Origin of the sequence: Agromyces sp. NPDC056965 (genome assembly GCF_042673425.1) — a bacterium.
In the GTDB taxonomy this organism is placed as follows: Bacteria; Actinomycetota; Actinomycetes; order Actinomycetales; family Microbacteriaceae; genus Agromyces.
In genome coordinates this window covers 1-25,428 of the sequence record NZ_JBHURI010000003.1, presented here as the reverse complement: position 1 = coordinate 25,428, position 25,428 = coordinate 1, and the positions used below count along the sequence as shown (strand labels likewise).

The 25,428-nt window shown below is 70.9% G+C and carries 29 protein-coding genes; 18 read left to right on the top strand and 11 right to left on the bottom strand.

Annotated features, from left to right (window positions below):
* The first annotated feature begins 8 nt into the window (after window positions 1-8).
* Entirely contained in the window at window positions 9-854 is an 846-nt protein-coding gene (locus ACFTQE_RS01420) for an NAD-dependent protein deacetylase (protein ID WP_376923389.1), read from the top strand.
* Window positions 855-883: 29 nt separating this feature from the next.
* Complete coding sequence (locus ACFTQE_RS01415) at window positions 884-1,495, top strand: histidine phosphatase family protein (RefSeq protein ID WP_376923388.1); 612 nt, start codon at window positions 884-886, stop codon at window positions 1,493-1,495.
* 7 nt (window positions 1,496-1,502) lie between these two features.
* Here ACFTQE_RS01415 and ACFTQE_RS01410 read toward each other — a convergent pair whose 3' ends face one another.
* Entirely contained in the window at window positions 1,503-2,600 is a 1,098-nt protein-coding gene (locus ACFTQE_RS01410) for a glycosyltransferase family 4 protein (protein ID WP_376923387.1), read from the bottom strand.
* Window positions 2,597-3,490: an alpha/beta fold hydrolase gene (locus tag ACFTQE_RS01405; RefSeq protein ID WP_376923386.1), complete on the bottom strand. Its 894-nt coding sequence runs from the start codon at window positions 3,488-3,490 to the stop codon at window positions 2,597-2,599. The genes ACFTQE_RS01410 and ACFTQE_RS01405 overlap by 4 nt, the downstream gene beginning before the upstream one ends.
* Window positions 3,491-3,616: 126 nt before the next feature.
* On the opposite strand from ACFTQE_RS01405, the gene ACFTQE_RS01400 reads away from it, so the two are divergent.
* A complete protein-coding gene (locus tag ACFTQE_RS01400) occupies window positions 3,617-4,315 on the top strand; it encodes an exonuclease domain-containing protein (RefSeq protein ID WP_376923385.1) in 699 nt (232 codons plus the stop codon).
* Here the strand turns inward: ACFTQE_RS01400 and ACFTQE_RS01395 are convergent.
* The 4 genes from ACFTQE_RS01395 to glgA form a co-directional block, all read right to left on the bottom strand.
* Complete coding sequence (locus ACFTQE_RS01395) at window positions 4,292-4,903, bottom strand: GNAT family N-acetyltransferase (RefSeq protein WP_376923384.1); 612 nt, start codon at window positions 4,901-4,903, stop codon at window positions 4,292-4,294. The two genes, ACFTQE_RS01400 and ACFTQE_RS01395, sit on opposite strands and share 24 nt — an antisense overlap.
* Before the next feature lie 94 nt (window positions 4,904-4,997).
* The gene (locus ACFTQE_RS01390; RefSeq protein ID WP_332063060.1) at window positions 4,998-5,246 is read right to left on the bottom strand and encodes a type B 50S ribosomal protein L31; all 249 of its coding nucleotides are present in this window, start codon (window positions 5,244-5,246) and stop codon (window positions 4,998-5,000) included.
* A gap of 127 nt (window positions 5,247-5,373) precedes the next feature.
* The gene (locus tag ACFTQE_RS01385; RefSeq protein ID WP_376923383.1) at window positions 5,374-6,159 is read right to left on the bottom strand and encodes an ABC transporter ATP-binding protein; all 786 of its coding nucleotides are present in this window, start codon (window positions 6,157-6,159) and stop codon (window positions 5,374-5,376) included.
* 59 nt (window positions 6,160-6,218) lie between these two features.
* A complete protein-coding gene (glgA, locus tag ACFTQE_RS01380) occupies window positions 6,219-7,406 on the bottom strand; it encodes a glycogen synthase (protein ID WP_376923382.1) in 1,188 nt (395 codons plus the stop codon).
* A gap of 81 nt (window positions 7,407-7,487) precedes the next feature.
* Here glgA and ACFTQE_RS01375 point away from each other — a divergent pair, with 81 nt between their 5' ends.
* The 5 genes from ACFTQE_RS01375 to crcB are packed head-to-tail and all read left to right on the top strand — an operon-like array spanning window position 7,488 to window position 10,789.
* Window positions 7,488-8,735 (top strand): glucose-1-phosphate adenylyltransferase, encoded by a 1,248-nt coding sequence (locus ACFTQE_RS01375; protein ID WP_376923381.1) that lies wholly within the window; start codon window positions 7,488-7,490, stop codon window positions 8,733-8,735.
* On the top strand, window positions 8,732-9,394 hold the full coding sequence (gene serB, locus ACFTQE_RS01370; protein WP_376923380.1) for a phosphoserine phosphatase SerB: 663 nt from the start codon (window positions 8,732-8,734) through the stop codon (window positions 9,392-9,394). The genes ACFTQE_RS01375 and serB overlap by 4 nt, the downstream gene beginning before the upstream one ends.
* Window positions 9,395-9,447: 53 nt before the next feature.
* On the top strand, window positions 9,448-9,969 hold the full coding sequence (locus ACFTQE_RS01365) for a universal stress protein (RefSeq protein WP_376923379.1): 522 nt from the start codon (window positions 9,448-9,450) through the stop codon (window positions 9,967-9,969).
* Window positions 9,966-10,415 (top strand): fluoride efflux transporter FluC, encoded by a 450-nt coding sequence (locus tag ACFTQE_RS01360; protein ID WP_376923378.1) that lies wholly within the window; start codon window positions 9,966-9,968, stop codon window positions 10,413-10,415. The genes ACFTQE_RS01365 and ACFTQE_RS01360 overlap by 4 nt, the downstream gene beginning before the upstream one ends.
* Window positions 10,412-10,789, top strand: a complete 378-nt coding sequence (crcB, locus tag ACFTQE_RS01355; RefSeq protein WP_376923377.1) for a fluoride efflux transporter CrcB — start codon at window positions 10,412-10,414, stop codon at window positions 10,787-10,789. The genes ACFTQE_RS01360 and crcB overlap by 4 nt, the downstream gene beginning before the upstream one ends.
* Window positions 10,790-10,813: 24 nt before the next feature.
* Here the strand turns inward: crcB and ACFTQE_RS01350 are convergent, their stop codons facing one another.
* Both ACFTQE_RS01350 and ACFTQE_RS01345 read right to left on the bottom strand, forming a co-directional pair.
* Entirely contained in the window at window positions 10,814-11,989 is a 1,176-nt protein-coding gene (locus ACFTQE_RS01350) for a S1C family serine protease (protein WP_376923376.1), read from the bottom strand.
* Window positions 11,990-12,074: 85 nt separating this feature from the next.
* Window positions 12,075-12,785 carry a beta-ketoacyl-ACP reductase gene (locus ACFTQE_RS01345; protein WP_376923375.1) on the bottom strand — a complete coding sequence of 237 codons (711 nt, stop codon included), beginning with the start codon at window positions 12,783-12,785 and terminating at the stop codon, window positions 12,075-12,077.
* Window positions 12,786-12,918: 133 nt separating this feature from the next.
* On the opposite strand from ACFTQE_RS01345, the gene ACFTQE_RS01340 reads away from it, so the two are divergent.
* Genes ACFTQE_RS01340 through ACFTQE_RS01330 form a run of 3 tightly spaced genes read left to right on the top strand, consistent with a single transcriptional unit; the run spans window position 12,919 to window position 14,365 of the window.
* Window positions 12,919-13,278, top strand: a complete 360-nt coding sequence (locus ACFTQE_RS01340) for a DUF3099 domain-containing protein (RefSeq protein WP_376923374.1) — start codon at window positions 12,919-12,921, stop codon at window positions 13,276-13,278.
* On the top strand, window positions 13,275-13,532 hold the full coding sequence (locus ACFTQE_RS01335; protein ID WP_376923373.1) for a hypothetical protein: 258 nt from the start codon (window positions 13,275-13,277) through the stop codon (window positions 13,530-13,532). The genes ACFTQE_RS01340 and ACFTQE_RS01335 overlap by 4 nt, the downstream gene beginning before the upstream one ends.
* A complete protein-coding gene (locus tag ACFTQE_RS01330; protein ID WP_376923372.1) occupies window positions 13,529-14,365 on the top strand; it encodes an SURF1 family protein in 837 nt (278 codons plus the stop codon). The genes ACFTQE_RS01335 and ACFTQE_RS01330 overlap by 4 nt, the downstream gene beginning before the upstream one ends.
* A gap of 21 nt (window positions 14,366-14,386) precedes the next feature.
* Here the strand turns inward: ACFTQE_RS01330 and ACFTQE_RS01325 are convergent, their stop codons facing one another.
* A complete protein-coding gene (locus ACFTQE_RS01325; RefSeq protein ID WP_376923371.1) occupies window positions 14,387-15,985 on the bottom strand; it encodes an ABC-F family ATP-binding cassette domain-containing protein in 1,599 nt (532 codons plus the stop codon).
* Between the two features lie 134 nt (window positions 15,986-16,119).
* Between ACFTQE_RS01325 and ACFTQE_RS01320 the strand changes: the two genes are divergently transcribed.
* The gene (locus ACFTQE_RS01320) at window positions 16,120-17,220 is read left to right on the top strand and encodes a winged helix DNA-binding domain-containing protein (RefSeq protein WP_376923370.1); all 1,101 of its coding nucleotides are present in this window, start codon (window positions 16,120-16,122) and stop codon (window positions 17,218-17,220) included.
* A 60-nt stretch (window positions 17,221-17,280) separates the two neighbouring features.
* Here ACFTQE_RS01320 and ACFTQE_RS01315 read toward each other — a convergent pair whose 3' ends face one another.
* Both ACFTQE_RS01315 and ACFTQE_RS01310 read right to left on the bottom strand, forming a co-directional pair.
* On the bottom strand, window positions 17,281-17,844 hold the full coding sequence (locus tag ACFTQE_RS01315; RefSeq protein ID WP_376923369.1) for a YceI family protein: 564 nt from the start codon (window positions 17,842-17,844) through the stop codon (window positions 17,281-17,283).
* Window positions 17,845-17,957: 113 nt separating this feature from the next.
* Window positions 17,958-19,124: a glycoside hydrolase family 3 N-terminal domain-containing protein gene (locus ACFTQE_RS01310; RefSeq protein WP_376923368.1), complete on the bottom strand. Its 1,167-nt coding sequence runs from the start codon at window positions 19,122-19,124 to the stop codon at window positions 17,958-17,960.
* 78 nt (window positions 19,125-19,202) lie between these two features.
* Here ACFTQE_RS01310 and ACFTQE_RS01305 point away from each other — a divergent pair, with 78 nt between their 5' ends.
* From ACFTQE_RS01305 to ACFTQE_RS01280, 6 genes are all read left to right on the top strand, one after another.
* Window positions 19,203-20,333 carry a hypothetical protein gene (locus ACFTQE_RS01305; RefSeq protein ID WP_376923367.1) on the top strand — a complete coding sequence of 377 codons (1,131 nt, stop codon included), beginning with the start codon at window positions 19,203-19,205 and terminating at the stop codon, window positions 20,331-20,333.
* Window positions 20,334-20,350: 17 nt separating this feature from the next.
* Window positions 20,351-21,187: an oxygenase MpaB family protein gene (locus ACFTQE_RS01300; RefSeq protein WP_376923366.1), complete on the top strand. Its 837-nt coding sequence runs from the start codon at window positions 20,351-20,353 to the stop codon at window positions 21,185-21,187.
* A complete protein-coding gene (locus ACFTQE_RS01295) occupies window positions 21,184-21,678 on the top strand; it encodes an Lrp/AsnC family transcriptional regulator (RefSeq protein WP_056008950.1) in 495 nt (164 codons plus the stop codon). The genes ACFTQE_RS01300 and ACFTQE_RS01295 overlap by 4 nt, the downstream gene beginning before the upstream one ends.
* Before the next feature lie 108 nt (window positions 21,679-21,786).
* Window positions 21,787-22,920, top strand: coding sequence for a pyruvate dehydrogenase (acetyl-transferring) E1 component subunit alpha (pdhA, locus tag ACFTQE_RS01290; RefSeq protein ID WP_376923365.1), 1,134 nt, complete (start codon window positions 21,787-21,789; stop codon window positions 22,918-22,920).
* Window positions 22,917-23,939 (top strand): alpha-ketoacid dehydrogenase subunit beta, encoded by a 1,023-nt coding sequence (locus tag ACFTQE_RS01285; RefSeq protein WP_376923364.1) that lies wholly within the window; start codon window positions 22,917-22,919, stop codon window positions 23,937-23,939. The genes pdhA and ACFTQE_RS01285 overlap by 4 nt, the downstream gene beginning before the upstream one ends.
* On the top strand, window positions 23,936-25,333 hold the full coding sequence (locus ACFTQE_RS01280) for a dihydrolipoamide acetyltransferase family protein (protein ID WP_376923363.1): 1,398 nt from the start codon (window positions 23,936-23,938) through the stop codon (window positions 25,331-25,333). The genes ACFTQE_RS01285 and ACFTQE_RS01280 overlap by 4 nt, the downstream gene beginning before the upstream one ends.
* Window positions 25,334-25,428: the final 95 nt, after the last annotated feature.

The following is a 25,428-nucleotide window of genomic DNA, read 5'->3' as shown; positions in this document are numbered from 1 at the left end:
AGAGTCGCGTGAGCACTGGAATCGAGGCACCGGTCGCCGCCGAGGCGCATTTCGCCGAGGCGATCGAACTGCTCCGCGGCGCGCGCGTCGCGGTGCTCACCGGGGCGGGCGTCAGCACCGATTCCGGCATCCCCGACTATCGCGGCGAGGGCGCTCCCGTGCGCACGCCCATGACGGTGCAGACGTTCCTGGCCTCCGAACGGGCCCGCAAGCGCTACTGGGCGGGCAGCCACCTCGGCTGGCGCAGCTTCAGCAGCGCAGTGCCGAATCGCGGCCACCTCGCCCTCGCCGACCTCGAGGCGCGCGGTGTCGCCAGCGGCGTGATCACGCAGAACGTCGACGGCCTGCACCGCCGCGCGGGGAACCGGCACGTCATCGAGCTGCACGGCAGCATGGACCGGGTGCTGTGCCTCACGTGCGGCCAGCACTACGCCCGTCAGGCCATGGCCGCACGGCTCGAGGCGCTGAATCCCGAGATCGACCTCGCGACCGCGATCCGCCCGGCCCCCGACGGCGACGTCGAGGTCGACGACGTCGACGCGATGGTGATTCCGGCGTGCACCGTGTGCGGCGGCATCCTGAAGCCCGATGTGGTCTTCTTCGGCGAGTTCGTGCCCGCCGACCGGTTCCAGGCCGCAGCCTCCCTCGTGCAGGGCGCCGACGTGCTGCTCGTCGCCGGCTCCTCGCTCGTCGTGAACTCGGGCATGCGCCTCATCGAGCAGGCCCGGCGCAAGCGCCTCCCGATCGTGATCATCAACCGCGGCGTCACCAAGGGCGACGGCCGCGCCGCCGTCAAGGTCGAGGCGGGGGCGAGCGAGACCCTCGTCGCGATCGCCGCGGCGCTCGATTCGTGACCACTCCGCTTTTCTGCGAGAGTTCTGCAATGACGGATGCCGCGACCGACGCCCGCACCGACTCGGTGCTCATCGCCCTCGTGCGTCACGGTGAGACCGAGTGGAACCGCCAGCGACGCATCCAGGGCACCACCGACATCCCGCTGAACGACACCGGGCGACGACAGGCCGCGCAGACCGGCGAGCGACTCGCGGGCGAGCAGTGGGACGCCGTCTACGGCACGCCGCTCTCACGCGCGGCGGAGACCGCGCAGATCATCGCTCGCACGCTCGAACTGCCCGAGCCCGCACTGCTCGCCGATCTGGCCGAGCGCGCCCACGGCGTGCTCGAAGGACTCGACCACGCGGGCCGCGCGGCCGTGGAGGCGCAGGCGGCGACCATCGAGGGCCTCGAACCGCGCTCGGCCGTGATCGCACGAGCGACCGCGGCGCTCGCCGACATCGCCGCGGCGCACCCGGGCGGCTCGGTCGTCGTCGTCTCCCACGGCGGCGTGATCCACTCGCTCATGCTGCACCTCAGCGAATGGACGCTGCCGGGCGCCGGCTACGTGGTCGGCAACGGCTCGGTGCATCTCGTGCGCTTCGAGGCGGGCGAACTGGCGCTCGTCGAACCCGAGGCGCTCACTGGCACCGACGCGTAGCCGGGTCTCAGCCGACGCGGCGACGACGGCGACGCCCGTTGCCGACGACCGTCGACTGCATGAGCGCGAGCAGGCGTTCGGCCGACGCCGCCCAGTTGTAGCGGGCCGCGACGCCGACGGAGGCCTCTGAACGCCGTTCCCACTCCCCTGCGCGTTCGAGCGACCACAGCGCAGCCACGAGCGATTCGGGGTTCTCGGGGTCGAAGTAGACGGCGGCGTCGCCGCCGATCTCGCGGAAGATCGGGATGTCGCTGACGACCACGGGCGTGCCGAGTCGCATCGACTCGACGAGCGGGATGCCGAAGCCCTCGGCCTTCGACGCGTGCACGAGCGCGGTCGCGTTCGAGAGCAGCTCGGCGTACGCGGAATCGGTCACGCCGTCGTGGAAGACGAGTCGAGCCTGCGGAGCCAGGCGCGTCAGGCGCGACCGTTCGGCGTCGCTGATGCGGCTGAGCAGGTGCAGCTCGTGGTCGGGCAGGGCCGCGACGGCGCGCACGAGCGTGTCGACGTTCTTGTACGGCATGTACGAGCCCATGTAGACGAGCCGGTGCCCCTCGGGGCGGGTGCGCGGCAGCGCCGGCGCGCCGAGGTCGTCGGCCGCGTTCGGCACGACGGTGACGGGCCGGTCGGTGAGGTGGTGCTCGTGGATGAGCCCCGCCGTGGTCTCGGAGACCGTGACCACCTGGTCGGCCCGGTTCAACAGCATGCGCTGCGGCCACCACGCGAGGTGGTAGAGCCGCCAGAGCAGCCGCACGGGAGCCGGCAGGTCGCGCGGGGGCGTGCGGTTCTCGTAGTAGATCAGGTCGTGCAGGGTCAGCAGCAGCTTGTAGTCGCGCCCCCACGAGCCCATCGTCTGCATCGGCGTGAAGACGACATCGGGCCGCAGCTTCTTGACCTGCAGGGCGACGAGCGGTTCGCGGACGCTCGTCGGCGAGCTCACGAGCTGCCACGGCAGTTCGGGCAGCATGTCGAGCTGACGGTGGTCGCTCACGAGCATGGTGAGCGGATGCCGCTTGCCGAGCTCGGTCACGATGCCCGCCGTGAACCGGCTGATGCCGTCGTGCTGCCCGATGCGGGTGTAGCGGCAGTCGACGACGATCCTCACGCGCGCGCCCCGGCGCCGAGGAACGTCAGGATGCGCGACGCGGCATCGCCGGGCGTCTCGTAGTGGATCAAGTGGCCCACCTCGGGGATGACCTCGAGCGTGGCATCGGGGAAGAGCGTGACGAGTCGGTGCTGCGCCGAGAGCGGCGTGACATCGTCGCGCTCGGCGGCGACGAGGAGCGTCGGCACCGGGATGTCGGCGGCGAACTGGCTCACGTCGTTGCTGACGGACGCCTGGAACGCCTCGAGCACGGCGTCGCGGTCGCCGAACGCCGAGAAGTACTGGTCGTGCTGGTCGTGGATGAAGCGGCGGAGCGACTTCGACCGGGTCTTGGCCATCGTGACGCTCATGACGCGCACGACGGCGCCGTTGCGCAGCAGCGCGAAGCCGGCGCGTTCGGGCAGTGCCGCAGCGGTGCGGTAGTAGAGGACCGCGAGGCGCGTCATGACGCCGCGCGGGCCTTCGAGGGCCGGGGCGCCGATCGGGTTGACGAGTACGAGGCGCTCGGGCGAGAGGCCGCCCGCGACCGCGGCCGACGAGACGATCGACCCGAACGAGTGGCCGAGCAGGGCGTAGGGGCCGGTGATGCCGACGGCGTCGATGAATGCGCCGAGCCAGGCGGCGTAGGCCTCGATGTCGTGCGGGCGACCCGAGAAGGTCGCCGATTCGCCGAACCCCGGGAGGTCGGGCGAGATGATGCGGTAGCCGGGCAACTGGGCGACGACGGGTTCGAGGCCGTGGTGGTCGCCGCGGAAGCCGTGCACGAGCACCAGCACGGGGGCATCCGATTCGCCGTACTCCCACCACGCCGTCTCGGTGCCGTCGACGTCGACGCGGTGCGCTCGCACGGGGATACGAGCGAGCTGCTCGGCGTAGGGAGAGGGGATCATCCCTGCCATTCTATGGTTCGACTCGGGGTGCCCGCTGATCGCTGTGGAGAGCCGGATTCCTGTGGATGCCGCCGACACGCGCCCCCGCAGAGACTCGATGACGGTGGCCGAACATAGCCTGACGGCATGGATCTTCTGGGTGGCCACTGGGCCGACACGCTCACCGTCTTCGACCTCGAGACGACGGGAATCGACGTCGACACGTGTCGCATCGTGACCGCCCACGTCGGCGTCATCGGCGCCTCGGGCGAGGTGCTCGAGCAGCGCGAGTGGCTCGTCGACCCGGGGGTCGAGATCCCCACCGCGGCGACGCTCATCCACGGTGTCAGCACCGAGCGCGCCCGCCTCGAGGGCCAGCAGGCCCCGGTCGCGGTCGCCGAGATCGTCGGCGCGCTGACGGATGCCGCTGCGCGCGGGCTGCCGATCGTGGCGTACAACGCCGCGTACGACCTCACGATCCTCGACCGCGAGGCCGCCCGCTACGGCATCGCTCCCCTGCCCGCGCCCGGTGCCGTGATCGACCCGCTCGTCATCGACAAGGCCGTCGACAAGTACCGCCGCGGCAAGCGCACGCTCTCCGCGACCGCCGAGCACTACGGCGTCGTGCTCGACGACGCCCACGACGCCGGTGCCGACGCCGTGGCGGCCGGCCGTGTCGCCCAGGCCATCGCGCGCACCTTCCCCGAGCTCGCCGCGACCGCCGTCGCCGAGCTGCACGCCCGGCAGGTCGACTGGAGCCGCGAGCAGGCCGAGAGCTACCAGGCGTGGCGCCGCAAGAACGGCGAGCCCGAGTTCACGACGTCAGGCGTCTGGCCGGTGCGCTGAGCCCGCGTTCGACTCCCCCGGTTCGCGAAGCCTCGAGTAGATCAACAGGTCACGTCGCTCCGAGCGGATCACCCGCCACGATCGGAGCAGTCCCTCGCGCTCGAACCCGGCCGCTTCGGCCGCCTTCCATGAGCCGGTGTTCCAAGGCTCGACGAACAGTTCGAGGCGTTCGAGCGACGGCAGGCTCCACGCCCATTCGCTGAGCGCACGCAGCGCCGCGGACGCATGGCCGTGGCCGCGCGCCGACTCGAGGATCCAGTAGCCGATGCTGGCGCGCCCCGGGTCGTCGCGCACGGGCCAGAGCCCGATCTGGCCGATGGCTCGGTCGTCGACGCTCGCGATCGCGAACGAGTAGCCCGCACCCGAGCGCAGGCGTCGATGCTGGCGCGCGATGTAGGCGAGGGCGCCGCGACGATCGGCGTTGCGCGGAACCGTCGTGAGGTCGGGAATCAGCGGGTCGCGCGAGGCCGCGCGCACCGTCTCGACGTCATCGTCGCGGAACGCGCGGAGCACGATGCCGTTGCCGGAAACCGTCGGCAGGATGAGCGGAGTCGACTCGCGTCTCCGGCTGTGGGATGGTCCCGGCATCCGGTGACGCTAGCACGCCGACAACTGCCCGGCAGCACCTGCGTGTACGACGAAGGCCCCGCCGCTGGCGGGGCCTTCGTGGTACGACAGTGCTTTACGCGCCGAAGCCCTTGAAGCGCTGGTTGAACTTCTCGACGCGACCGGCCGAGTCCATGATGCGCTGCTTGCCCGTGTAGAACGGGTGCGACTCCGACGAGATCTCGACGTCGATGACCGGGTAGGTCTCACCGTCGAGCTCGATCGTCTTGTCGCTCTTCGCCGTCGAGCGGGTGAGGAACGTGGCGCCCGAAGCGAGGTCGCGGAAGACGATCGCGTTGTACTCGGGGTGGATGTCGGTCTTCATGGAGACTTCCTTGGATTTCAGCTGGTGAAGCATTCGGACAGTGGATACGGAGCCTGCGCGCACGCAGGGAAGAAAGTTGGCCCACGGGCCAGCTATCGAGTCTAGCAGAATCGACAGGGCCGCGAGGTCACACGGCGCGAGCCGCGTATCGCCCGTCGGTCTCGGTGAGCTCGATCGTCATGCCGAACGTCTTGGAGAGGTTCTCGGCGGTCAGCGATTCCGCGAGCGGACCGGCGGTCACGATGCCGCCCTTCTGCAGCAGCAGGGCGTGCGTGAAGCCGACGGGGATCTCCTCGACGTGGTGGGTGACCATCACGATCGCGGGCGAGGCCGACGAGGCGGCGTAGCCGCCGAGCAGCGCGACGAGCTCTTCGCGAGCACCGAGGTCGAGGCTCGCGGCCGGCTCGTCGAGGAGCAGCAGTTCGGGGTCGGTCATGACCGATCGGGCGATCTGCACGCGCTTCTGCTCGCCGTCGGAGAGGCTGCCGAAGCGGCGGTCGGCGAAGCCCTCGAGGCCCCACTCCGAGAGCACGCGCTGCGCACGACGCAGGTCGATCGCCTCGTACTCCTCGTTCCAGCGGCCGGTGACCGAGTACGCCGCGGTGAGCACGACGTCGATCACGGTCTCGTTGCGCGGGATCTTGCGGGCCATCGCGGTCGACGCGAAGCCGATCATCGGGCGCAGTTCGAACACGTCGACCTTGCCGAGCGACTCCTGGAGCACGTCGGCCTTGCCGGAGGTGGGGTGCATCGCTGCCGCTGCGATCTGCAGCAGCGTCGTCTTGCCCGCACCGTTCGGTCCGAGGATGACCCAGCGTTCGTCGGAGGCGACGCTCCAGTCGACGGAGTCGAGGATCGTGTTGCCATCGCGGACCACCGACACATCGTGGAACTGCAGAACCGTGCTCGCCATGCGTCCCATGCTATCGGCAGCGCGAGGGTCGCTCGGCACGCCGAGCGCGTCGACCGCGGTCACCGGGCGAGGACTCGCGCGTAGAGCTCGAGCGTGCGTTCGGCGATCGCAGCCCAGCCGAAATCCGTCTCGGCGCGGCGCCGCCCGGCAGCGCCCATCTCCGCCGCGCGCGCAGGATCGCTCACGACGGCGGTGAGTGCCGCAGCGAGATCGGCGACGAATCGATCGGGGTCGACGGGCGTGCCGGTGCCGTCGTCGAGCTGCTCGATCGGCACCAGCACTCCGGTGACGCCGTCGGCGACCACCTCGGGGATGCCTCCCGTCGCCGTGCCGACCACGGGAGCGCCGCAGGCCATGGCCTCGAGGTTCACGATGCCGAGGGGCTCGTACACCGATGGGCAGACGAAGGTCGTCGCCGCCGTGAGGAGCGCCGAGAGCTCGGCGCGAGGCAGGTGCCGATCGATCCACACGACGCCGTCGCGTTCGGTGCGCAACTCGTCGACGAGCGACGTGACCTCCGCCATGATGTCCTCGGTGTCGGGCGCGCCGGCGCACAGCACGAGCTGCACGTCATCGGGCAGCAGGCGCGCGGCCCTGAGCAGGTAGGGCAACCCCTTCTGCCGCGTGATGCGGCCGACGAAGATCACCGACGGTCGATCGGGGTCGACGCCGAGCGATCGCACGACGTCGGGAGCGTGGTGCGGAGCCCAATCCTCGAGGTCGATGCCGTTGTAGACGACCTCGACCCGGCTCGGGTCGATCGAGGGATACGAACGAAGGATGTCGCGGCGCATGCCCTCGCTCACCGCGATGACCGCATCGGCGTCTTCGAAGGCGGTGCGCTCGACCCACGACGAGAGCCGGTAGCCGCCGCCGAGCTGCTCGGCCTTCCACGGTCGCAGCGGCTCGAGGCTGTGCGCGGTCACGACGTGCGGCACTCCGTGCAGGCGCTTGGCCGTGAAGCCCGCGAAGTTCGCGTACCAGGTGTGCGAATGCACGAGGTCGGTGCCGACGGTGTCGCCGGCCATGAGCAGGTCGACGCCCATCGTGCCGAGCGCCGGGTTCGCCGCGGCGAACTCGGGCGGGGTCGGATACCCGAATGTGCCCGGCTCGTCGCGCGGGGCGCCGAAGCACCGCACCTGCACGTCGATGCTCGAACGCAGCGCTCGGACGAGCTCCGCGACGTGCACACCGGCACCGCCGTAGACCTCGGGTGGGTACTCGCGGGTGAGCAGGTCGACGCGCATGCTGCAAACGTAGCGCAGCGGCATCCGTCACGCCCCGACTTCACGGCCCGCGGATGCCTCGCGCTGACTACAGTTGTGGGCATGGCGACGCGCAAGGTATTCGGCATCGTCCTCGCCGGCGGCGAGGGCAAGCGACTCATGCCCCTGACGGAAGACCGCGCGAAGCCGGCGGTGCCCTTCGGCGGCCAGTACCGATTGATCGACTTCGCTCTCTCGAACCTGCTGAATTCGGGGCTCAGGCAGATCGTCGTGCTCACGCAGTACAAGTCGCACAGCCTCGACCGGCACGTGTCCCAGACCTGGCGCATGAGCGGGCTCCTGAACTCGTACGTCGCCTCGGTGCCCGCGCAGCAGCGCCTCGGCAAGCGCTGGTTCTCGGGTTCGGCCGATGCCATCCTGCAGAGCCTGAACCTCATCTACGACGAGCAGCCCGACATCATCGTCGTCGTCGGTGCCGACCACGTCTATCGCATGGACTTCAGCCAGATGATCGACGCGCACATCGAGTCCGGCGCCGCTGCGACCGTCGCCGCGATCCGGCAGCCGATCGGGCTCGCCGACCAGTTCGGCGTCATCGAGGTCGACCCCGCGCACCCAGGCCGGATCCACCGGTTCCTCGAGAAGCCCGCCGATCCGGTCGGGCTCCCCGACTCCCCCGGCGAAGTGCTCGCCTCGATGGGCAACTACGTGTTCGACGCCGACGCGCTCATCGACGCCGTGCTGCGCGATGGCGAACGCACGGACTCGAGCCACGACATGGGCGGCGACATCATCCCGGCATTCGTGGCCCAGGGCTCGGCCGGCGTCTACGACCTGCAGCGCAACGACGTGCCGGGGTCGACCGATCGCGACCGGTACTACTGGCGCGATGTCGGAACCATCGACTCGTTCTTCGAGGCGCATCAAGACCTGATCTCGGTGCTGCCGGTCTTCAACCTCTACAACCGGGAGTGGCCGATCTTCAGCCAGCAGTTGAACTCGCCGCCGGCGAAGTTCACCAGAGACGCCCGAGGCACCCTCGGCACCGTCATCGACTCGATCGTCTCGCTCGGCTCGGTCATCTCGGGCGCGCACGTCGAACGCAGCGTCATCGGGCCATGGGCGAAGGTCGGGTCGGGCGCGTACGTCTCCGATTCGATCCTCTTCGACCGTGCGCGCATCGACGCGCGTGCCACCGTGCAGCGGGCGATCCTCGACAAGGAGGTCATCGTCGAGGCGGGGGCGCGCATCGGTGTCGACCGGGCCGAAGACATCGCCCGGGGGTTCATCGTGACCGACAGCGGCATCACCGTCGTGGGCAAGGGCTCGCGCGTCCGGGCCACCGCGTGAACACCGGCACCGTCGGCCGCGCGAGCGGCCCCCTCGTCGTGCTCGACGCCGACTCGACCCTCATCCGCGAGGAGGCCATCGAGCTGCTCGCCGACGCCGCGGGCACGCTCGAACACGTCGCCGCCGTGACCGAACGGGCCATGCGCGGTGAGCTCGACTTCGCCGAGAGCCTGCGCGAACGGGTCGCGACCCTCGCCGGCCTCGACGTCGCAGTGCTCGCCGCGGCGCGCGAACGGATGACCCCGACCCCCGGCGTGCAGGAGCTCATCGACGGCGTGCACGCGGCCGGTGGGCGCGTCGGCGTGGTGTCGGGCGGCTTCCACGAACTGCTCGACCCGCTCGCCGAGCGCCTCGGGCTCGACTTCTGCCGGGCGAACCGGCTCGAGGTCGCAGGCGGCCGACTCACGGGCCGAGTCGACGGCCCGATCATCGATGCTGCCGCGAAGGCCGTCGCGCTCGCCGAGTGGGCGGATGCCGGCGGCATCCCCCTCGCTCGCACGGTCGCCGTCGGCGACGGCGCGAACGACCTGCAGATGCTCGGCCGAGCCGCACTCGGCATCGCCTTCTGCGCGAAGCCGATCGTGCGGGCGCAGGCCGACCTCGTGATCGACCGTCCCGACCTGTCACCCGTGCTCACCGTGCTCGGCCTCCGCGGGTGAGCCCCCGGTGTCGCCCGTTGGCCCTCGCCCGCGGCGCGGCGTAGCATCGCGGCATGGCTGAGGTCGGGGGTGCGCGCTCGTCGCAGCCGGTGATCGTCGGCGTCGTACCCGGTCAGCCGGCCCGAGTGGTGCAGCAGGCCGCGGTCTTCGCGACCCGGTTCGGGGCCGAGTTGGTGTGCGCATACGTGAACCCCGCGCGCTATCCGGTCGACGAGGCCGGCGACGGATCGGTCGAGAGCGCCTCGATCGATCCGGACTTCGCCGATGACCACGAGACGGAGTTCGACGAGGCACTGGCGCGCTCCCTGCGCGGTCTCCTCGCGACGACGACGGCGCCCTGGCGCACGCTCGCGCTCGCCGGAGACGTCGCCGGTGCCCTCGGACACCTCGCCGACACGCTCGATGCCGCCATGATCGTCGTGGGCGCCCACGATCGCTCACTCGGCGGGAGCCTGCGCGAGCTCTTCAGCCGTTCGGTCGGCGCGCAACTGGCGCACCGCCAACCGCGGCCCGTCGTCATCGTTCCCGCAGCGCAGCGGAACGCGTCCGAGCCCGACCACGGAACCGACTCGTGACGGATGCACGGCCGCCCCACCTCCGGTGGAGCGCCATCGCACTCGTCGTGATCGGCGGCATGGCGGGCTCTGCGGCCCGGGCCGGGCTCTCCCTCGCGATCCCCACGGTCGCGGGGGTGCCGATCGCCATCGCGATCGTCAACATCGTCGGGGCGTTCGTGCTCGGCTGCCTGTATTCGGCACTCGCGCACCGGGGCGCCGCGGATGCGTCGGCCGTGCGGCTCCGCCTCCTCCTCGGCACCGGGTTCTGCGGCGGGTTCACGACCTACAGCGCGCTCGCGAACGACACCGTCGTGCTCGCGGTGAACGGCGCGGTCGGAGCGTCGACGCTCTACGCCCTCGGCACCCTGCTGGTCGGCGGACTCGCCACCTGGGCGGGCATCGTCGTCGGGATCGGACTCGGCGGAGACCGACGAGACAGCGCTCGGGGCGGCGAGCCGTCATGACCCTTCCGATCTTCCTCCTCGTCGTCGTCGGCGGCGGGCTCGGTGCCGGCGTGCGCTTCGTCCTCGACGGCGTGATCCGATCGCGAGTTCGCACCGGGTTCCCGTGGGCCACCACGGTCATCAACGTCTCGGGTTCCTTCGCGCTCGGCGTCATCATCGGCGCAACCCTCTCGAACCTGATGCCCCCCGAACTCGCGCTCGTGCTCGGAACCGGGTTCCTCGGCGGCTACACGACCTTCAGCACGGCGAGCTATGAGACCGTGCAACTCATCCGCCAGCGTCGATTCGCCGCGTCGTTCATCAGTGGGGTACTGATGCTCGTGTTCTCGCTCACGGCCGCCGCCGGCGGACTCTGGCTCGGCAGCGCGTTCTGACCCTCCCGCGGGCCCGGCGTCGACTCAGTCCTGCGGCGCTTCCTGCAGGGTCACCGTCGTCGTCGATGGGGCGCCATCGCGGACGTACCCGATCTCGACCTCGTCGCCGACCTGCGCCTCGAGCGTGACGGACGTCAACGCCTCGGGGCTGACGGCGGGTTCGCCGTTCACCGTGAGGATGATGTCGCCCGCGGTGATGCCCGCCTCGTCGGCCGGGCCGCCGGCGACGACCGACGCCACGTACAGGCCGCCTTCCACGCCGAAGTCGGCGGCGGCGTTCTCGGGGATCGCGACGACCGAGACTCCGAAGTACGGGTAGCTCGCGCTGCCGGTCGAGATGAGCTGGTCCACGATCGACATGGCCCGGTCCACGGGAACGGCGAAGCCGATGCCGACGCTTCCGCCGCCGGCCTCGCCTGCGGCGTTCGGCACCGTGGCGATCGCCGTGTTGATGCCGATCAGCCGGCCGTCGCAGTCGACGAGCGGGCCGCCAGAGTTGCCGGGGTTGATGGCGGCATCCGTCTGGATCGCGCCGGTGAGGACGGTCGTCGCATCGCCGTCGCTCGGCACCGTCACGTCGCGCCCGAGCGCGCTGACGATGCCGGCGGTCACCGATCCAGAGAGTCCGAGCGGAGCACCGAGTGCGACGACCGGCTGCCCCACGACGACGTTCGCCGAACTGCCGACCTCGATCGTCGGCAGTGCGGTCGGGTGCTCGACCTTCAGCACCGCGATGTCGGCTCTCGGGTCCCGACCGACGAGCGTCGCGGGCGCGGTCTCACCGCTGCTGTAGAGCACCGCGATCTCGCCGCCCTCCGCGGCGACCGCGATCACGTGGTTGTTGGTGACGATGTACCCGTCGTCGCGGATGATCTCACCCGTCCCGACGCCGCCGCCCGAACCGCTGCGTGCGGAGATCGTCACGACGGCGGGAAGCACGTCGCTCGAGACCCGCGTGGCGTCGCAGACGCTGCCGTCGGCGACCGAGGCGGACGTGGACGCTTCGGGCGCCGCGGACGGCGCCGGAGTCGCCACCAGGTTCCGCCCGAGCAGCCCGCCCAGGAAGCCGGCGATCAGCCCGAGGACGACGGCGATCACGACGACGATCCAGATCCACCCCCGGTCGGGCTTCGCCGCTCGTTGCGGTCCGGCGGCCTGCGGCGGCCCGGATGATTGCGGCTGTTCGCCCTGCTCCGACATGGCTCCCCCTCGCCCCGAGTGAGCCCCAGTCTGCCCTCGGTCGCTCGGGGAGGTCAATCGCGGGCGTCGCGCGGAGCGGCGCCGACTAGTGCCCCATGCCGAGTCCGCCGTCGACGGGGATGACGGCGCCCGAGATGTATCCGGCGTCATCGCCCGCGAGCCACGTCACGACCTTCGCGACCTCTTCGGGCGCCGCGAAACGGCCGAGCGGAATGTTCTTCTTGTACTCGGCCTGCTGCGCCTCGGGCAGTTCACCGGTCATATCGGTCTCGATGAAACCGGGGGCGACGACGTTGGCCGTGATGCCCCGCCCACCGAGCTCGCGGGTCAGCGAACGGGCCATGCCGACGAGCCCCGCCTTCGACGCCGAGTAGTTGACCTGGCCGGCCGACCCGAACAGGCCGACGACGCTCGAGATGAGCACGACCCGGCCGAACCGCGCCTTCAGCATGCCCTTCGAGGCCCGCTTGACGACGCGGAAGGCGCCCGTCAGGTTGGTGTCGATGACGCTCGTGAAGTCGTCTTCGCTCATGCGGAGCAGCAGCGTGTCGCGTGTGATGCCGGCGTTCGCGACGACCACCTCGACCGGTCCGAGGGTCGCTTCGATCTCGGTGAAGGCCGCGTCGACGGATGCCGCGTCGGTGACGTCGGCTCGAACGGTCAGCGAGCCCTCGGGCCCTTCGCCCGAACGGGCGGTCACGGCCACGCGGTGGCCCTGGGCGATGAACTCGCGGGCGATCGCGAACCCGATGCCCCGGTTGCCACCGGTCACGAGAACGGTGCGGCTCGTCGTCATGCGTACTTCTCCTTCTGGCGTCGGGCTGATCGGCCCGTTTCAGCTTAGAGGCTCGTGCATTCGAGGCATCCGCCACCCGCTCGCGGACGTAGGCTTGAAGCAAGAGGAGTGCCGCAGGACCACGGCGACCACCATGAAGCAGCAGCAGTCGATCACCACGCTGCCCCCCTCGCCCGAAGCGGAGCGGCGGGCGCGCATGATCAAGTACACGATCGCGATGTCGATCCGCGTGCTCTGCGTCATCGGCCTGCTCTTCGCGCGGGGCTGGTGGCTCGCGGTGTTCGCGGCGGGAGCGATCTTCCTCCCGTACTTCGCAGTCGTGCTCGCGAACGTCCAGGGCTCCGGCCGGCAGCGCGCAGTGCTCCGCCCGGGCGGGCTCCTGCGACGCACTCCACCGCCGGCTGCCCCGCCGACGGCCGGCACCGGGGGTTCGACGAACGCGGCGCCGCCGAACGACGATGCGACCCGCAACGACGAACGCGGCGCAGCATGATCGGTGGACTGGGCGCGTCGCCCGACCACGGCACCTGCTCGCGCGCGCAATGCCGGGAGTCCGCGACCTGGCGCATCGACTGGCGCAACCCGCGCATCCACACGGGCGACCGCAGCAAGACCTGGCTCGCGTGCGACGAGCACGTCGACTACCTGCGGGGCTTCCTCGAGGCGCGGTCGTTCCCGGTCGTGGTCGCCGCGTTCGCAGACATCCATGAGCCGCGGCCCGACGCCGCAGACGGAGACGACGAGTGAACGACTGGCGATTCCTGTTGCATCGACGATGGGCGGGTTACCTGCTGCTCACGGTCGTCTTCGCGATCGTCTGCTCGGCGCTCGGCTCCTGGCAGTTCAACCGGCGCACCGAGGCGCTGGCCGAAGTCGCGCGCATCGACGCGAACTACGACGCGGCGGCGGTGCCGGTCGCCGAGGCGCTGCCCGACCCCGACGCCTTCGACATCGACCAGCGCTGGCAGGTGGTCGCCCTCTCGGGCGAGTACCTGACCGATCAGGAGATCGTCGTGCGCAACAGGCCGTTCGAGGGCAGTTCGGGCTTCCAGGTCATCACGCCCTTCCGACTCGACGACGGCACCGTGTTCATGGTCGATCGCGGGTGGATCGCGCAGAACTCCGAGGGCCGGCCGAGCGAGGTGCCACCGCCGCCGAGCGGCCACGTCGAGGCGGAAGCGCGACTGAAGGCCGGTGAAGGGCGCATCGACGGCCGCACGTCGACGGGCCACGAGTTCGCGACGATCGACCTCGAGGAGCTCTCCGAACGGGTCGGCGAACCGAGCTACACGGCCGCCTACGGGGTGCTCGTGCAGCGCGGGGCCGACGCCGACGAACCGCCGCTGGCGGCCGCGCGCCCCGAACGCGACGAAGGACCGCACCTCTCGTACGCGCTGCAGTGGTACGTCTTCGCCCTCATGGGCTTCGTCGGCCTCGCGTGGGCGGCGAACCAGGAACGCAAGGCGCTCGCCGAGACATCCGGCTCGACGGATGCCGCGACTCGCGCGGCCCGGAAGCCGAAGACGAAGCGGCGCGACGCCGACGCCGACCTCGAAGACGGCGTGCTCGACCGGCGGTAGCGGAGCCGAGCACGCTCGACCTCACGCGAGCTCGATGAGCTCCTGGTACTCGCGGCTCCAGTGGTCTTCGGTGCCGTCGGGCATGATGAGCACGCGCTCGGGGTTCAGCGCCTCGACGGCGCCCGGGTCGTGCGAGACGAGCACGACCGAGCCCTCGTAGTGCGCGAGCGCGTCGAGGATCTCGGCGCGGCTCGCGGGGTCGAGGTTGTTGGTCGGTTCGTCGAGGAGCAGCACGTTCGCGCCCGAGACGACGATCATCGCGAGCGCGAGACGCGTCTTCTCTCCACCGGAGAGCACGCCGGCGGCCTTGTGCACGTCGTCGCCCGTGAAGAGGAACGAGCCGAGCACCTTGCGCGCCTCGGTCTCGGTGAGGTTCGGCGAGGCGCTGACCATGTTCTCGAGCACCGAGCGCTTGACGTCGATCGTCTCGTGCTCCTGCGCGTAATAGCCGACGCGCAGGCCGTGCCCGGCTTCGACGACACCGGTGTCGGGCTGGTCGACACCCGCGAGGATGCGGAGCAGGGTCGTCTTTCCGGCACCGTTCAGGCCGATGATGACGACCTTCGAGCCGCGGTCGATCGCGAGGTCGACCGCGGTGAAGATCTCGAGCGAGCCGTAGCTCTTCGAGAGGTCCGACGCCGTGATGGGCGTGCGGCCGCAGGGGGCGGGCGTCGGGAAGCGGAGCTTCGCGACGCGATCGACGGCGCGCACCTCCTCGAGGCCGGCGAGCAGCTTCTCGGCGCGGGCCACCATCTGGTGCGCGGCGGCGGCCTTCGATGCCTTCGCGCCGAACTTCGCGGCCTGGAGCTTCAGCACGTCGGCCTTCTTCTCGGCGTTCGCGCGCTCCTTCTTGCGGCGCTCCTCGTCGGCGGCGCGCTGTCGCTGGTAGTGCTTCCAGCCCATGTTGTAGATGTCGATCGCCGAGCGGTTCGCGTCGAGGTAGAACACGCGGTTCACGACCTCGCCGACGAGTTCGACGTCGTGGCTGATCACGATGACGCCGCCCTTGTAGCCCTTCAGGAACTCGCGGAGCCACACGACGGAGTCGGCGTCGAGGTGGTTCGTCGGCTCGTCGAGGATCATCGTCTCCGCGTCGGAGAACAGGATGCGCGCCAGCTCGATACGGCGGCGCTGGCCACCCGAGAGGGTCTTCAGCGGCTGGTCGAGGATGCGATCGGGCAGGTTCAGGTTCGAGGCGATCGAGGCGGCCTCGGCTTCGGCCGCGTAGCCGCCGAGGGCCGTGAAGCGATCGGTGAGGTTGCCGTACTTCTTCATCGCGCGTTCGGCGACCTCGGGGTCGTCGCTGCCCATGTTCATGGATGCCTCGTGCATGCCGAGCACGAGCGAGCCGAGCCCGCGAGCGTCGAGGATGCGCGTGCGAGCCAGCATCTCGGGGTCGCCGGAGCGCGGGTCCTGCGGGAGGTAGCCGATCTCGCCGCCGCGATCGATGCGCCCGCCGGTCGGCAGGGTCTCGCCCGCGAGCGTCTTCGTGAGGGTGGTCTTTCCGGCGCCGTTCCGGCCGACGAGGCCGATCTTGTCGCCGTCGGAGACGCGGAAGTTCACGTGCTCCATCAGCACGCGTGCACCGACGCGGATCTCGAGATCATGGACGGCGAGCACGGGGTTCCTCCGAAACGACAGGGGTGGGATGGCGTGCCGAGCGGCACAGCCTCCCAGTCTATCCCGCCGAGCGAGATGGCAAGCTCACGAGCGGGCTTCCCGCAGTTGTCACAGGCATCCGGCAGACTCGCACCATGACGACGGATGCCCCGCACGCCTCGATCTCGACGGTGCGCGCCGCCCGGCTGGCCGCTCAGGGTCTCGACGGCGGCTTCGACTCCCCCGCCGCGGCCGTCGACCGGCTGGTCTGCCTGCAGGCGCAGGATCTCGCCGCCGCGAAGTGGGTGCTCGGGTCGCGGGTCGCCGGCGCGACCGAGGCGACGATCGACGCGGCCATCGACGAGCGAGTGCTGCTGCGTTCATGGCCGATGCGCGGCACCCTGCACTTCGTCGCCCCCGAGATGCTCCGGCCGATCCTCCGCCTCACTGCGGCGCGACTCATGCAGCGGGCGGCGAAGACCCACCGCGACGAGGGCATCGACGACGAGGTGCACGCCGTCGCCCGCCGGGTCGCGGTGCACGAGCTCGAAGGCGGGCGGGCGGCGACGCGCGACGAGCTGCAGGCCGCCTGGGCGGCGGCGGGCATCGACACCGCGGGCCAGCGCGGCTACCACCTCATCTGGCGCCTCGCGAACGAGGGGCTGCTCTGCTGCGGCCCGGTCGAGACCCGCGCGCGGCAGCGTTTCGTGCTGCTCGACGAGTGGTCGCCGCGACGCTCCGACGAACCCCGAGACACCGACGAGATCCTCGGCCGCCTGTTCGCCGGGTACGCGCGCGGCCACGGACCGGTCACGGTGCGCGACTTCGCCTGGTGGACCGGCCTCACGCTCACGCAGGCGCGCGTCGCCCTGGCCGCAGCCGGCGGGGCGGTGGTCCCGTTCGATGCCGAGCGGTTCGTCGCAGCCGACGCTCCCTCGACGGCGTCCGCGCCGTCGGGCCACCACGTGCTCGCGCCGTTCGATGAGTACTTCCTCGGCTACGGCGACCGAACGGCGTTCTGCTCCGAAGCCGACGCCCTGCGCGTCGTTCCCGGCAAGAACGGCCTGTTCCTGCCGATCCTCGTCGCAGGCGGCGAGGTCGTCGGCACCTGGCGCCGTGCCCCCGTCCGCAAGGGCACGACGTCGATCGAGGTGACGCGGTTCCGCGGGCGACCGGCGGTGAGCAGGTTCCGTCCCGCGTTCCAGCGCTGGGCCGCGTTCTGGTCGACCGAACTCGGTGAGATCACCACGGCGTGAGCCGACGACGAAGGGCCGGATGCCGAGGCATCCGACCCTTCGTCTCTGTTCGTTCGGTGCTTACTGCTCGAGCGCAGCCTGCAGCTCGAGGGTGATCGTCACCTGGTCGCCGAGCAGCACGCCGCCGGTCTCGAGCGCTGCGTTGTAGTGCAGGCCGAAGTCCTCGCGGTTGATGACGGTCTTCGCGGTGGCGCCGCCCTTGTAGTTGCCGTAGGGGTCGCCGCCGAAGCCGCCGAAGTCGAAGTCGAAGGTGACCGGCTTCGTGATGCCGCGGATCGTGAGGTCGCCATCGACCTTGAAGTCGCCCTTCTCGACGCGCACGCCGGTCGAGACGAAGTCGATCGTCGGGTAGGTCTCGGCCTCGAAGAAGTCGCCGGTGCGCAGGTGCGCGTCGCGGTTCGGCTCGTTCGTGGTGATCGAGGCGACCTCGACCGACGCGGTGACGCTCGAGTCGAGCGGGTTCTCGGCCGTGACGAAGGTCGCGTCGAAGCGCTCGAACTTGCCCTTGACCTTGCTGATCATGATGTGGCGGATGCTGAAGCCGACCTCGCTGTGCGTGGGGTCGATCTTCCAGCTGCCTGCACGGTATCCGGGGATCTCGATCGTCGAGGCGGTGGTCGTCATATTGGGTGGTCTCCCGTGTTCGATGTCATGGCGGCCGAACGGCCACGCATATGCAAACGCATGGAGCTGGGAGGTATTCCCGACCGTTCGAGAAGTTTCAGGAGACTCTCGGGTCAGCCCGTGAGCGAGCGGCGCAGGGTCAGCACGCGCGCGGCGGCGTCATCGAGCTGTTCCTCGGTGATGCGGCCCGACTGCACGGCGCCGACGAGGGATCCGACCAGCCCGTCGACCGAGATGCCCATCGACGCAGGGTCGGCCGGGAGCACGTAGAGCAGCAGTTCGGCTCCCGCGGCAACCGCGCGCACCGCGTTCTCGCCGGCATCCGCGAACTCGGGCAGGCCGTTGTGCTGCAGCATCAGCATGTCGTCGGTGACGACGACTCCGTCGAACCCGAGTTCGTCGCGCAGCACGCGATGCCACTCGGCCGAGAGCGATGCAGGTGCGGCATCGACGGCGGGATAGCTCAAGTGCCCGGTCATCACCAGTTCGGCTCCGGCGTCGATGCCGCTCGCGAAGGGCAGCCCAGGGCCGGCGCGCCATTCGTCGATGGTGAGCGGCGCGGACGGCACGGTCGAATGCGAGTCGCCCGGTGCCGCCCCATGGCCCGGGAAGTGCTTCAGCGTGCTCGCGACGAGACCCTGCTCCCCCGCCACCGAGCCCGCGACCCGCTCGGCCGAGCCGGCCGGGTCCGTGCCGAGCACGCGTCCGAAGATGAACGAATCGGGATCGGCGGTGACATCGGCGACGATCCCGAAGTTCACGTTGACGCCGCTCTCGGCGAGCGTCGTGGCCCGCGCCGCGAATGCGGCCTCCGCAGCGGCCGGGGCCTCGGCGCGCAGCGTTTCGGCGCCCGGCGCGCCGTCCCATGGCAGCCGCTGCACCTCGCCGCCCTCCTGATCGATGCCGATCAGCACGGGGGCTTCGGGGTCGGCCTGCACGGCGGCGGTGAGCGCGCCGAGCTCGGCCGGGCCCGCCGGCACGTTGTCGCCCATCAGGATGATGCCCGACACGCCCGCGTCGACGTACGCGCGCAGTGGCGCAGGGTCGGTGCCGGGCGCGTGCACCATGAGCAGGGCTGCCGCCTTCTGCTCGATGGTGAGCTGCGACATCCGCTCATCGACCCATTCGCCGATCGGATCGACCGGCGCGAGCGTCGGACTGGGCGCCGCCGTCGCATCGCCGGAAGGCGCGGAGGCGCCGCTCGCTGGAGCGCACGCCGTCATCGCGAACAGCGCCGCCGTCAGGACGAGCGGCAGTCGTGCTCTTCGGATGATGCGCATTCGAACGACTCTACGGTGCGTGTCCGAACGAGCGCCGAGAGCGGCCGTGGGTAGACTCACGGCCTCGAAGGGGGTCCTGTGCGAGCTCGACCGAGGTACGCGGCAGTTGCAGCGGCGGTCATCGTCGCGGCGCTCGTGGTGCCCGTCGCCCCCGCATTCGGCGAGGACTACCCCAGTTGGGACGAGGTCGCCGCGGCCAAGCAGGACGTCGCGACCCGCGAGGCCGAGGCGACGCGCATCAGCGGGCTCGTCGCCTCGCTCGAGACGACCGCCGCTGCGCTGGGCGACGCCGCGGTGGAAGCGGCCGGGGTGTCCGCCGCAGCGGCCGCGGCACATGCGACGGCGGAGCAGCGGGCAGCGGCCCTCTCCACTCGGGCGGCAGCGGCCGAGGGCGAAGCCGTGGCCTCCGCCGAGCGCCTCGGGCGGGTCGGTGCGATGCTCGCCCGGTCGGGCGGCGCGGATGTCACGTTGCGCCTCCTCCTCACCGATGACGCCGCGACCGACCTCCTGCAGGGTCTCTCCCGCGCCGCCCAGCTCACGAGCATCTACGGAGGGATCGCCGACCGGGCCGAAGCGTCGAAGGCGGAGTCGGCCTCGCTCTCGGCGCAGGCCGACGTCGCCGAACAGGAACGATCTCGACTGGCGGATGCGGCTGCGGACGCCGCCGCCGAAGCCGAGTCCGCGCACGCGGCGGCCGAAGACGAACTCGCCGCGCAGCGGATCGTGGTCGACACGCTGTACGCGCAGCTCGCGAGCCTGCGCGACAGCACCGCGGCGCTCGAACGCCAGTACCAGGCGGGCGAAGCACTCCGGCAGGCGGAGGCTGAACGGCAGCGCGCCGCCGAGGCGGCCAGCGGAAACACGGTCGACGTCGGCAGTGCACCGCCGCCCGGCGTCGTCGTCGACACCGCCGGTGCGAAGGCCTACGCGGCCGGCGCCGTCGCGCGCTACGGCTGGGGCTCGGGCGAGTACCAGTGCCTCGTGAAGCTCTGGACGCGCGAGTCGAGCTGGCGCGCCGACGCCTACAACGCCTCGAGCGGCGCCTACGGCATTCCGCAGTCGCTGCCGGGCAGCAAGATGGCCAGCGCCGGAGCGGACTGGCGAACCAACGCCGCGACGCAGATCGAATGGGGCCTCTCGTACATCGCCGATCGCTACGGCGCCCCGTGCGGTGCGTGGGCGCACTCGGAGCGATTCAACTGGTACTAGCGCTACAACTGGTAGTGATGCATGCAGAGACGAACGCCGACGAACTCGAGGTCTTCCGGCGCCACGGCGCCGAGGGCGTGCTGCTGCTCGGCGGCGGTGCCGCGATCCTGCTGCAGCTCGCCGACCCTCGCGTCGCACGCGGCGTCGCCCGGCACAGCGGGTTCCGCGAACGCCCCCTCGATCGCCTGATCGGCACCCTCGACTACGTCTACGCCATCGGCTTCGGCGACGAGCAGCTCGCCGCCGAGGCCGTGCGCACGGTGAACCGGCGTCACGCTCCCGTTCGCGGCGACGCGGAGGGCGGACGACCCGCCTACAACGCGTTCGACGCCGACGCCCAGCGGTGGGTCGCCTCGACGCTGCTCGCGGTCGCACTCGAGCTGCACGAGCGACTGGAGGGCCCGCTGCCGGCGTCGACCGCCGACGTCATCGTGCGCGGGTACGCTCCGCTCGGCATGCGGCTGCAGGCCGCCGGTGAGGGATGGCCCGAGACGCGCGCCGAGTTCGACGCATGGTGGGCCGAGCAACTCCCCGCACTCGAGGTCGGCGACGAGGCCCGCTCCGTCGCGAGGAGCCTGCTGACCGGGACATCCGCCCTGCCGTTCGGCGCCGCGCTGCTGCTGCCGCTCGTGCGCCTCATGACGGCGGCATTGCTCCCGGCGCCGATCCGCGCCGCGTACGGGTTCCGCTGGACGCCACGGGTCGAGCGCGTCGCGAACGGATGGCTCGACGCGATCGCGGCCGTCTGGCCGTTGCTGCCCCGGGTGATCAGGCACGCGCCGATGCGGGCATCCCTTCGGCGCGCGAAGCGTCGCAGCCGGTACGCTGGAACCGAGCAACGAGGACGAGGATGACCCAGTCAGTACCGCACCGCAACGATGCGCTCGACAGTATCGACCGCAGCATCGTCGCTGAGCTGAGCCGCGACGGCCGACTCTCGGTGCGAACCCTCGCCGAGCGCGTGCACATCTCCCGCACCGCCGCCCACAACCGCGTGCAGCAGTTGCAGCAACGCGGAGTGATCACCGGGTTCGGCGCCCACATCGACCGCAAGGCGATCGGGCTGAACATCTCGGCACTCGTCGTGGTGCGCATCGGCGAGGTGTCATGGGAGGAGATCGCGGCCAAGCTCGCGACGCTGCCGTTCGTCGAGAAGGTGCAGGCCGTCTCGGGCGACATCGACATCATCCTCACGGTGAGCGCGCCCGACCACGAGCAGTTGAGCCAGGCGATCCTCCGAGACATCCACGACATGCCGGGCGTCGTCTCGACGCGGTCGCACCTGATCCTCGCCGAGATCGAGGGTCATCCCCCGGCGCAGACCCTGGACATCTGGCGCACCTGACGGCGGTTCCAGCGGACGAACGGCCACGCTTTCGAGCTCGTCGAGCCGTTCGTTCACGGTTGATCGAGACCTCCGTCGCGGCCCGCGAGAGTGTCCGACGATGAGGTCATGAGCCTCAATGTCGAGCACGCATCCGTCCGCACCCTGCCGAGCGAGAAGCCCCTGCGGTTGCTCGACAACGCCGGCCACGCGGTCACCGGCGCAGCGACCGGCGGCTTCGGGCTGCCGGCTACCGAGACGCTCCTCGAGCTCTACCGCAAGATGGTCGTCGCCCGCCGTTTCGACGTGCAGGTCACCGCGCTCACGAAGCAGGGCAGACTCGCCACCTATCCGTCCGCCTACGGTCAGGAGGCGTGCGAGATCGGCGCCGTGGCCGCGCTCACCGCGCAGGACTGGTTGTTCCCGACGTACCGCGACAGCATCGCCCTCCTCACCCGCGGCATCGAGCCCGCCGACATCCTGCAGTCGTTCCGCGGCGACTGGCACAACGGCTACGACCAGCACGCCCACCGCACCGCCGCGCAGGCCACGCCGCTCGCGACGCAGGCGCTGCACGCCGTCGGGCTCTCGCACGCGGCCCGCCTGCGCCACGATCCGATCGTCGCGCTGACCTTCCTCGGCGACGGCGCCACGAGTGAGGGCGATGCGCACGAGGCCTTCAACTTCGCGGCCGTCTGGCAGACGCCGACCGTCTTCGTCGTGCAGAACAACCAGTTCGCGATCAGCGTGCCGCTCGAGCGGCAGACGCGCGCGGCGACGCTCGCCGACAAGGCGGTCGGCTACGGCATGCCCGGCTACCACGTCGACGGCAACGACATCGCGGCGATGTACGCCGTCACCAGTGCCGCCGTCGAACGAGCCCGGGGCGGCGGCGGGCCGACCCTCATCGAGGGCGTGACCTATCGCATCGAGGCGCACACGAACTCCGACGACCCCACCCGCTACCGCGCCGCGCGCGACGTCGAGCACTGGAAGCGCCGCGACCCGATCGAACGCCTCGAGAAGTTCCTCGTCTCCGAGGGCGCGCTCACCGAAGCCGTGCGCACCGAGATCACGGATGCCGCCGAGGCCCTCGCCGCCCGCACGCGCGAGGTCATGACGGTCGAGGCCGAGCTCGACCCGCTCGAACTCTTCGATCACGTGTACGGGCGCGAACGGGCAGCACTCCTCGAGCAGCGCGCCGCACTCGAGGCCGAGATCGCCGCCGGTGCGTTCGCGAGCCGCGCGGGAGCCGCACGATGACCGCGACCGCGACGAGCACCCCGGCCGCCGAGGCATCCGCCCCGACGCAGCTGACGATGGCCGGCGCCCTGAACGCCGCGCTCCGCGACGCGATGGCCGCCGACGACCGCGTGATCGTCTACGGCGAGGACGTCGGTCCGCTCGGCGGGGTGTTCCGCGTCACCGACGGCCTGCAGGCCGAATTCGGCGATGAGCGCATCTGGGACTCGCCGCTCGCCGAGTCGGGCATCATCGGCACGGCGGTCGGCATGGCGATGTACGGCATGCGCCCGGTCGTGGAGATGCAGTTCGACGCGTTCAGCTATCCGGCGTTCGAGCAGATGGTCTCGCACGTCGCGAAGATGCGGAACCGCACGAAGGGGCGTGTGACGCTGCCCATGGTCGTGCGCATCCCCTGCGCCGGCGCGATCGGCGGCGTCGAGCACCACTCCGACTCGTCCGAGTCGTACTGGGCGTCCACCCCCGGCCTCACCGTGGTGATGCCGTCGAACCCCGCCGACGCCTACTCGATGCTGCGCGAGGCGATCGAGAGCGACGACCCCGTCGTCTTCATGGAGCCGAAGAGCCGGTACTGGTCGAAGGCGCCGCTCGCCCTGCCCGTCACGACCGCGCCGATGGACCGCGCCGAGGTCGTGCGCGAGGGCACCGACGTGACGCTCATCGGCTACGGGCCGACCGTGCGCACCGCGCTCGAGGCCGCCGAGGCGGCCGCCGCCGAAGGCCTCTCCATCGAGGTCGTCGACCTGCGGAGCCTCTCCCCGTTCGACGACGCGACGGTCGGCGCATCCGTGCGCAAGACCTCGCGTGCGGCCGTCATCCACGAGGCCGCGCAGTTCGGCGGCTACGGCGCCGAAGTCGCCGCGCGGGTGACCGAGCGCAACTTCCACCACCTGGCGGCGCCGGTGCTGCGCATCGCGGGCTTCGACATCCCGTTCCCCTCGCCGAAGCTCGAGGAGTACCACCTTCCGACCGCCGACCGCGTGCTCGCCGCGCTCGACACCTGGGAGTGGGACGCATGAGCCGCGAGTTCATCCTGCCCGACCTCGGCGAAGGGCTCACCGAAGCCGAGATCGTCGCCTGGCTCGTCGCACCCGGCGACGAGGTGACGATCGACCAGGTGGTCGTCGAGCTCGAATCGGCCAAGTCGGTCGTGCAATTGCCCACACCGTTCGCCGGTGTCGTCGAGTCGCTCGGCGGCGAGGTCGGCGAGGTGCTGCACGCCGGCACCGTGCTCCTGACGCTCGGCGTCGACGCACCGGTTCCGGATGTCGCGGAGCCCGCCGAACCCGGCATCGTCACGAACGAGACCGCGCTCGCCGAGGAGTCCGGCGCCGTGCTGATCGGCTACGGCACCCGGCAGTCGACCGTGACGAAGCGAGCGGCCTCGGCGCCGGCGCGCTTCGGTCGGCGAAGCGGTGCGAGTGCCGGCGGCGGGAGTGCCGCATCGACCGGGCCGCGCTCGAACGGCACGGCCCGACTCGACGCAGCACGCCGCTCCCCCGTCGTCTCCCCGATCGTGCGCCGCCTCGCCCGCGAGCACGGCTTCGACGCGAGCCAGCTGCTCGGCTCCGGTCACGACCACCTCGTGATGCGACGCGATGTGGAGTCGTACATCGCCGAGCACGAGACGCCGACGATGGACGCCGAGACCGCGGCATCCCCCGCCTCGTCGATACGGACACCATCGCCAGAGGCCGTCGCCGCCCCTGCGGCAGACCGTGACGGCGACCGGCGCGTGCCGCTCGACCGGATGGCTCGAGCCGCGGCCGCCCACTTCTCACGATCGCGGCGGGAGATCCCCGAGGCGACCGTCTGGATGGACGTCGACGCGACCGGGCTGCTCGCCGCCCGCCGGCAACTGCAGGAGGCGACGGGCGAGCGATTCGGCATCACCGCGCTCATTGCACGTTTCGTCGTCGCCGGCCTCGCGAAGCACCCCGCGCTGAACGCGAGCTTCGACGCGGAACGCGAAGAGCTCGTCTATCACTCGGCCGTGAACCTCGGCCTCGCCGCGCAGACCCCGAGGGGACTCCTCGTACCGGTGGTGCACGGCGCCGAGCGGATGCCGCTGCGCACGCTGCGCGACGCGATCACGGCGCGCACCGAGGAAGCGGCCACCGGCGTGTTCCCGCCGTCGGCGCTGACCGGCGGCACCTTCACGCTCAACAACTACGGCACGCTCGGCGTCGACGGCTCGGCGGCGATCATCAATCATCCCGAGGCGGCGATGCTCGGCGTCGGCCGGTTCATCGAGCGGCCCTGGGTCGTCGAGGGCGCCCTCGCGGTGCGCACCGTGACGGAGCTGACGATCTCGTTCGATCACCGGGTCTGCGACGGTGCCGAGGCTGCGGCCTTCCTCACCTTCGTGGCGCGCTGCATCGAGCGCCCCGTCTCGGTGCTCGCCGAACTCTGAACCGGAGCCAGCGCTCACGCCCTCGCCCACGCCCGCGCCGGTTCGCGAGGAGATCGGCGATTCCGAGGACCGGCGCGCACGATCAGGTCCTCGGC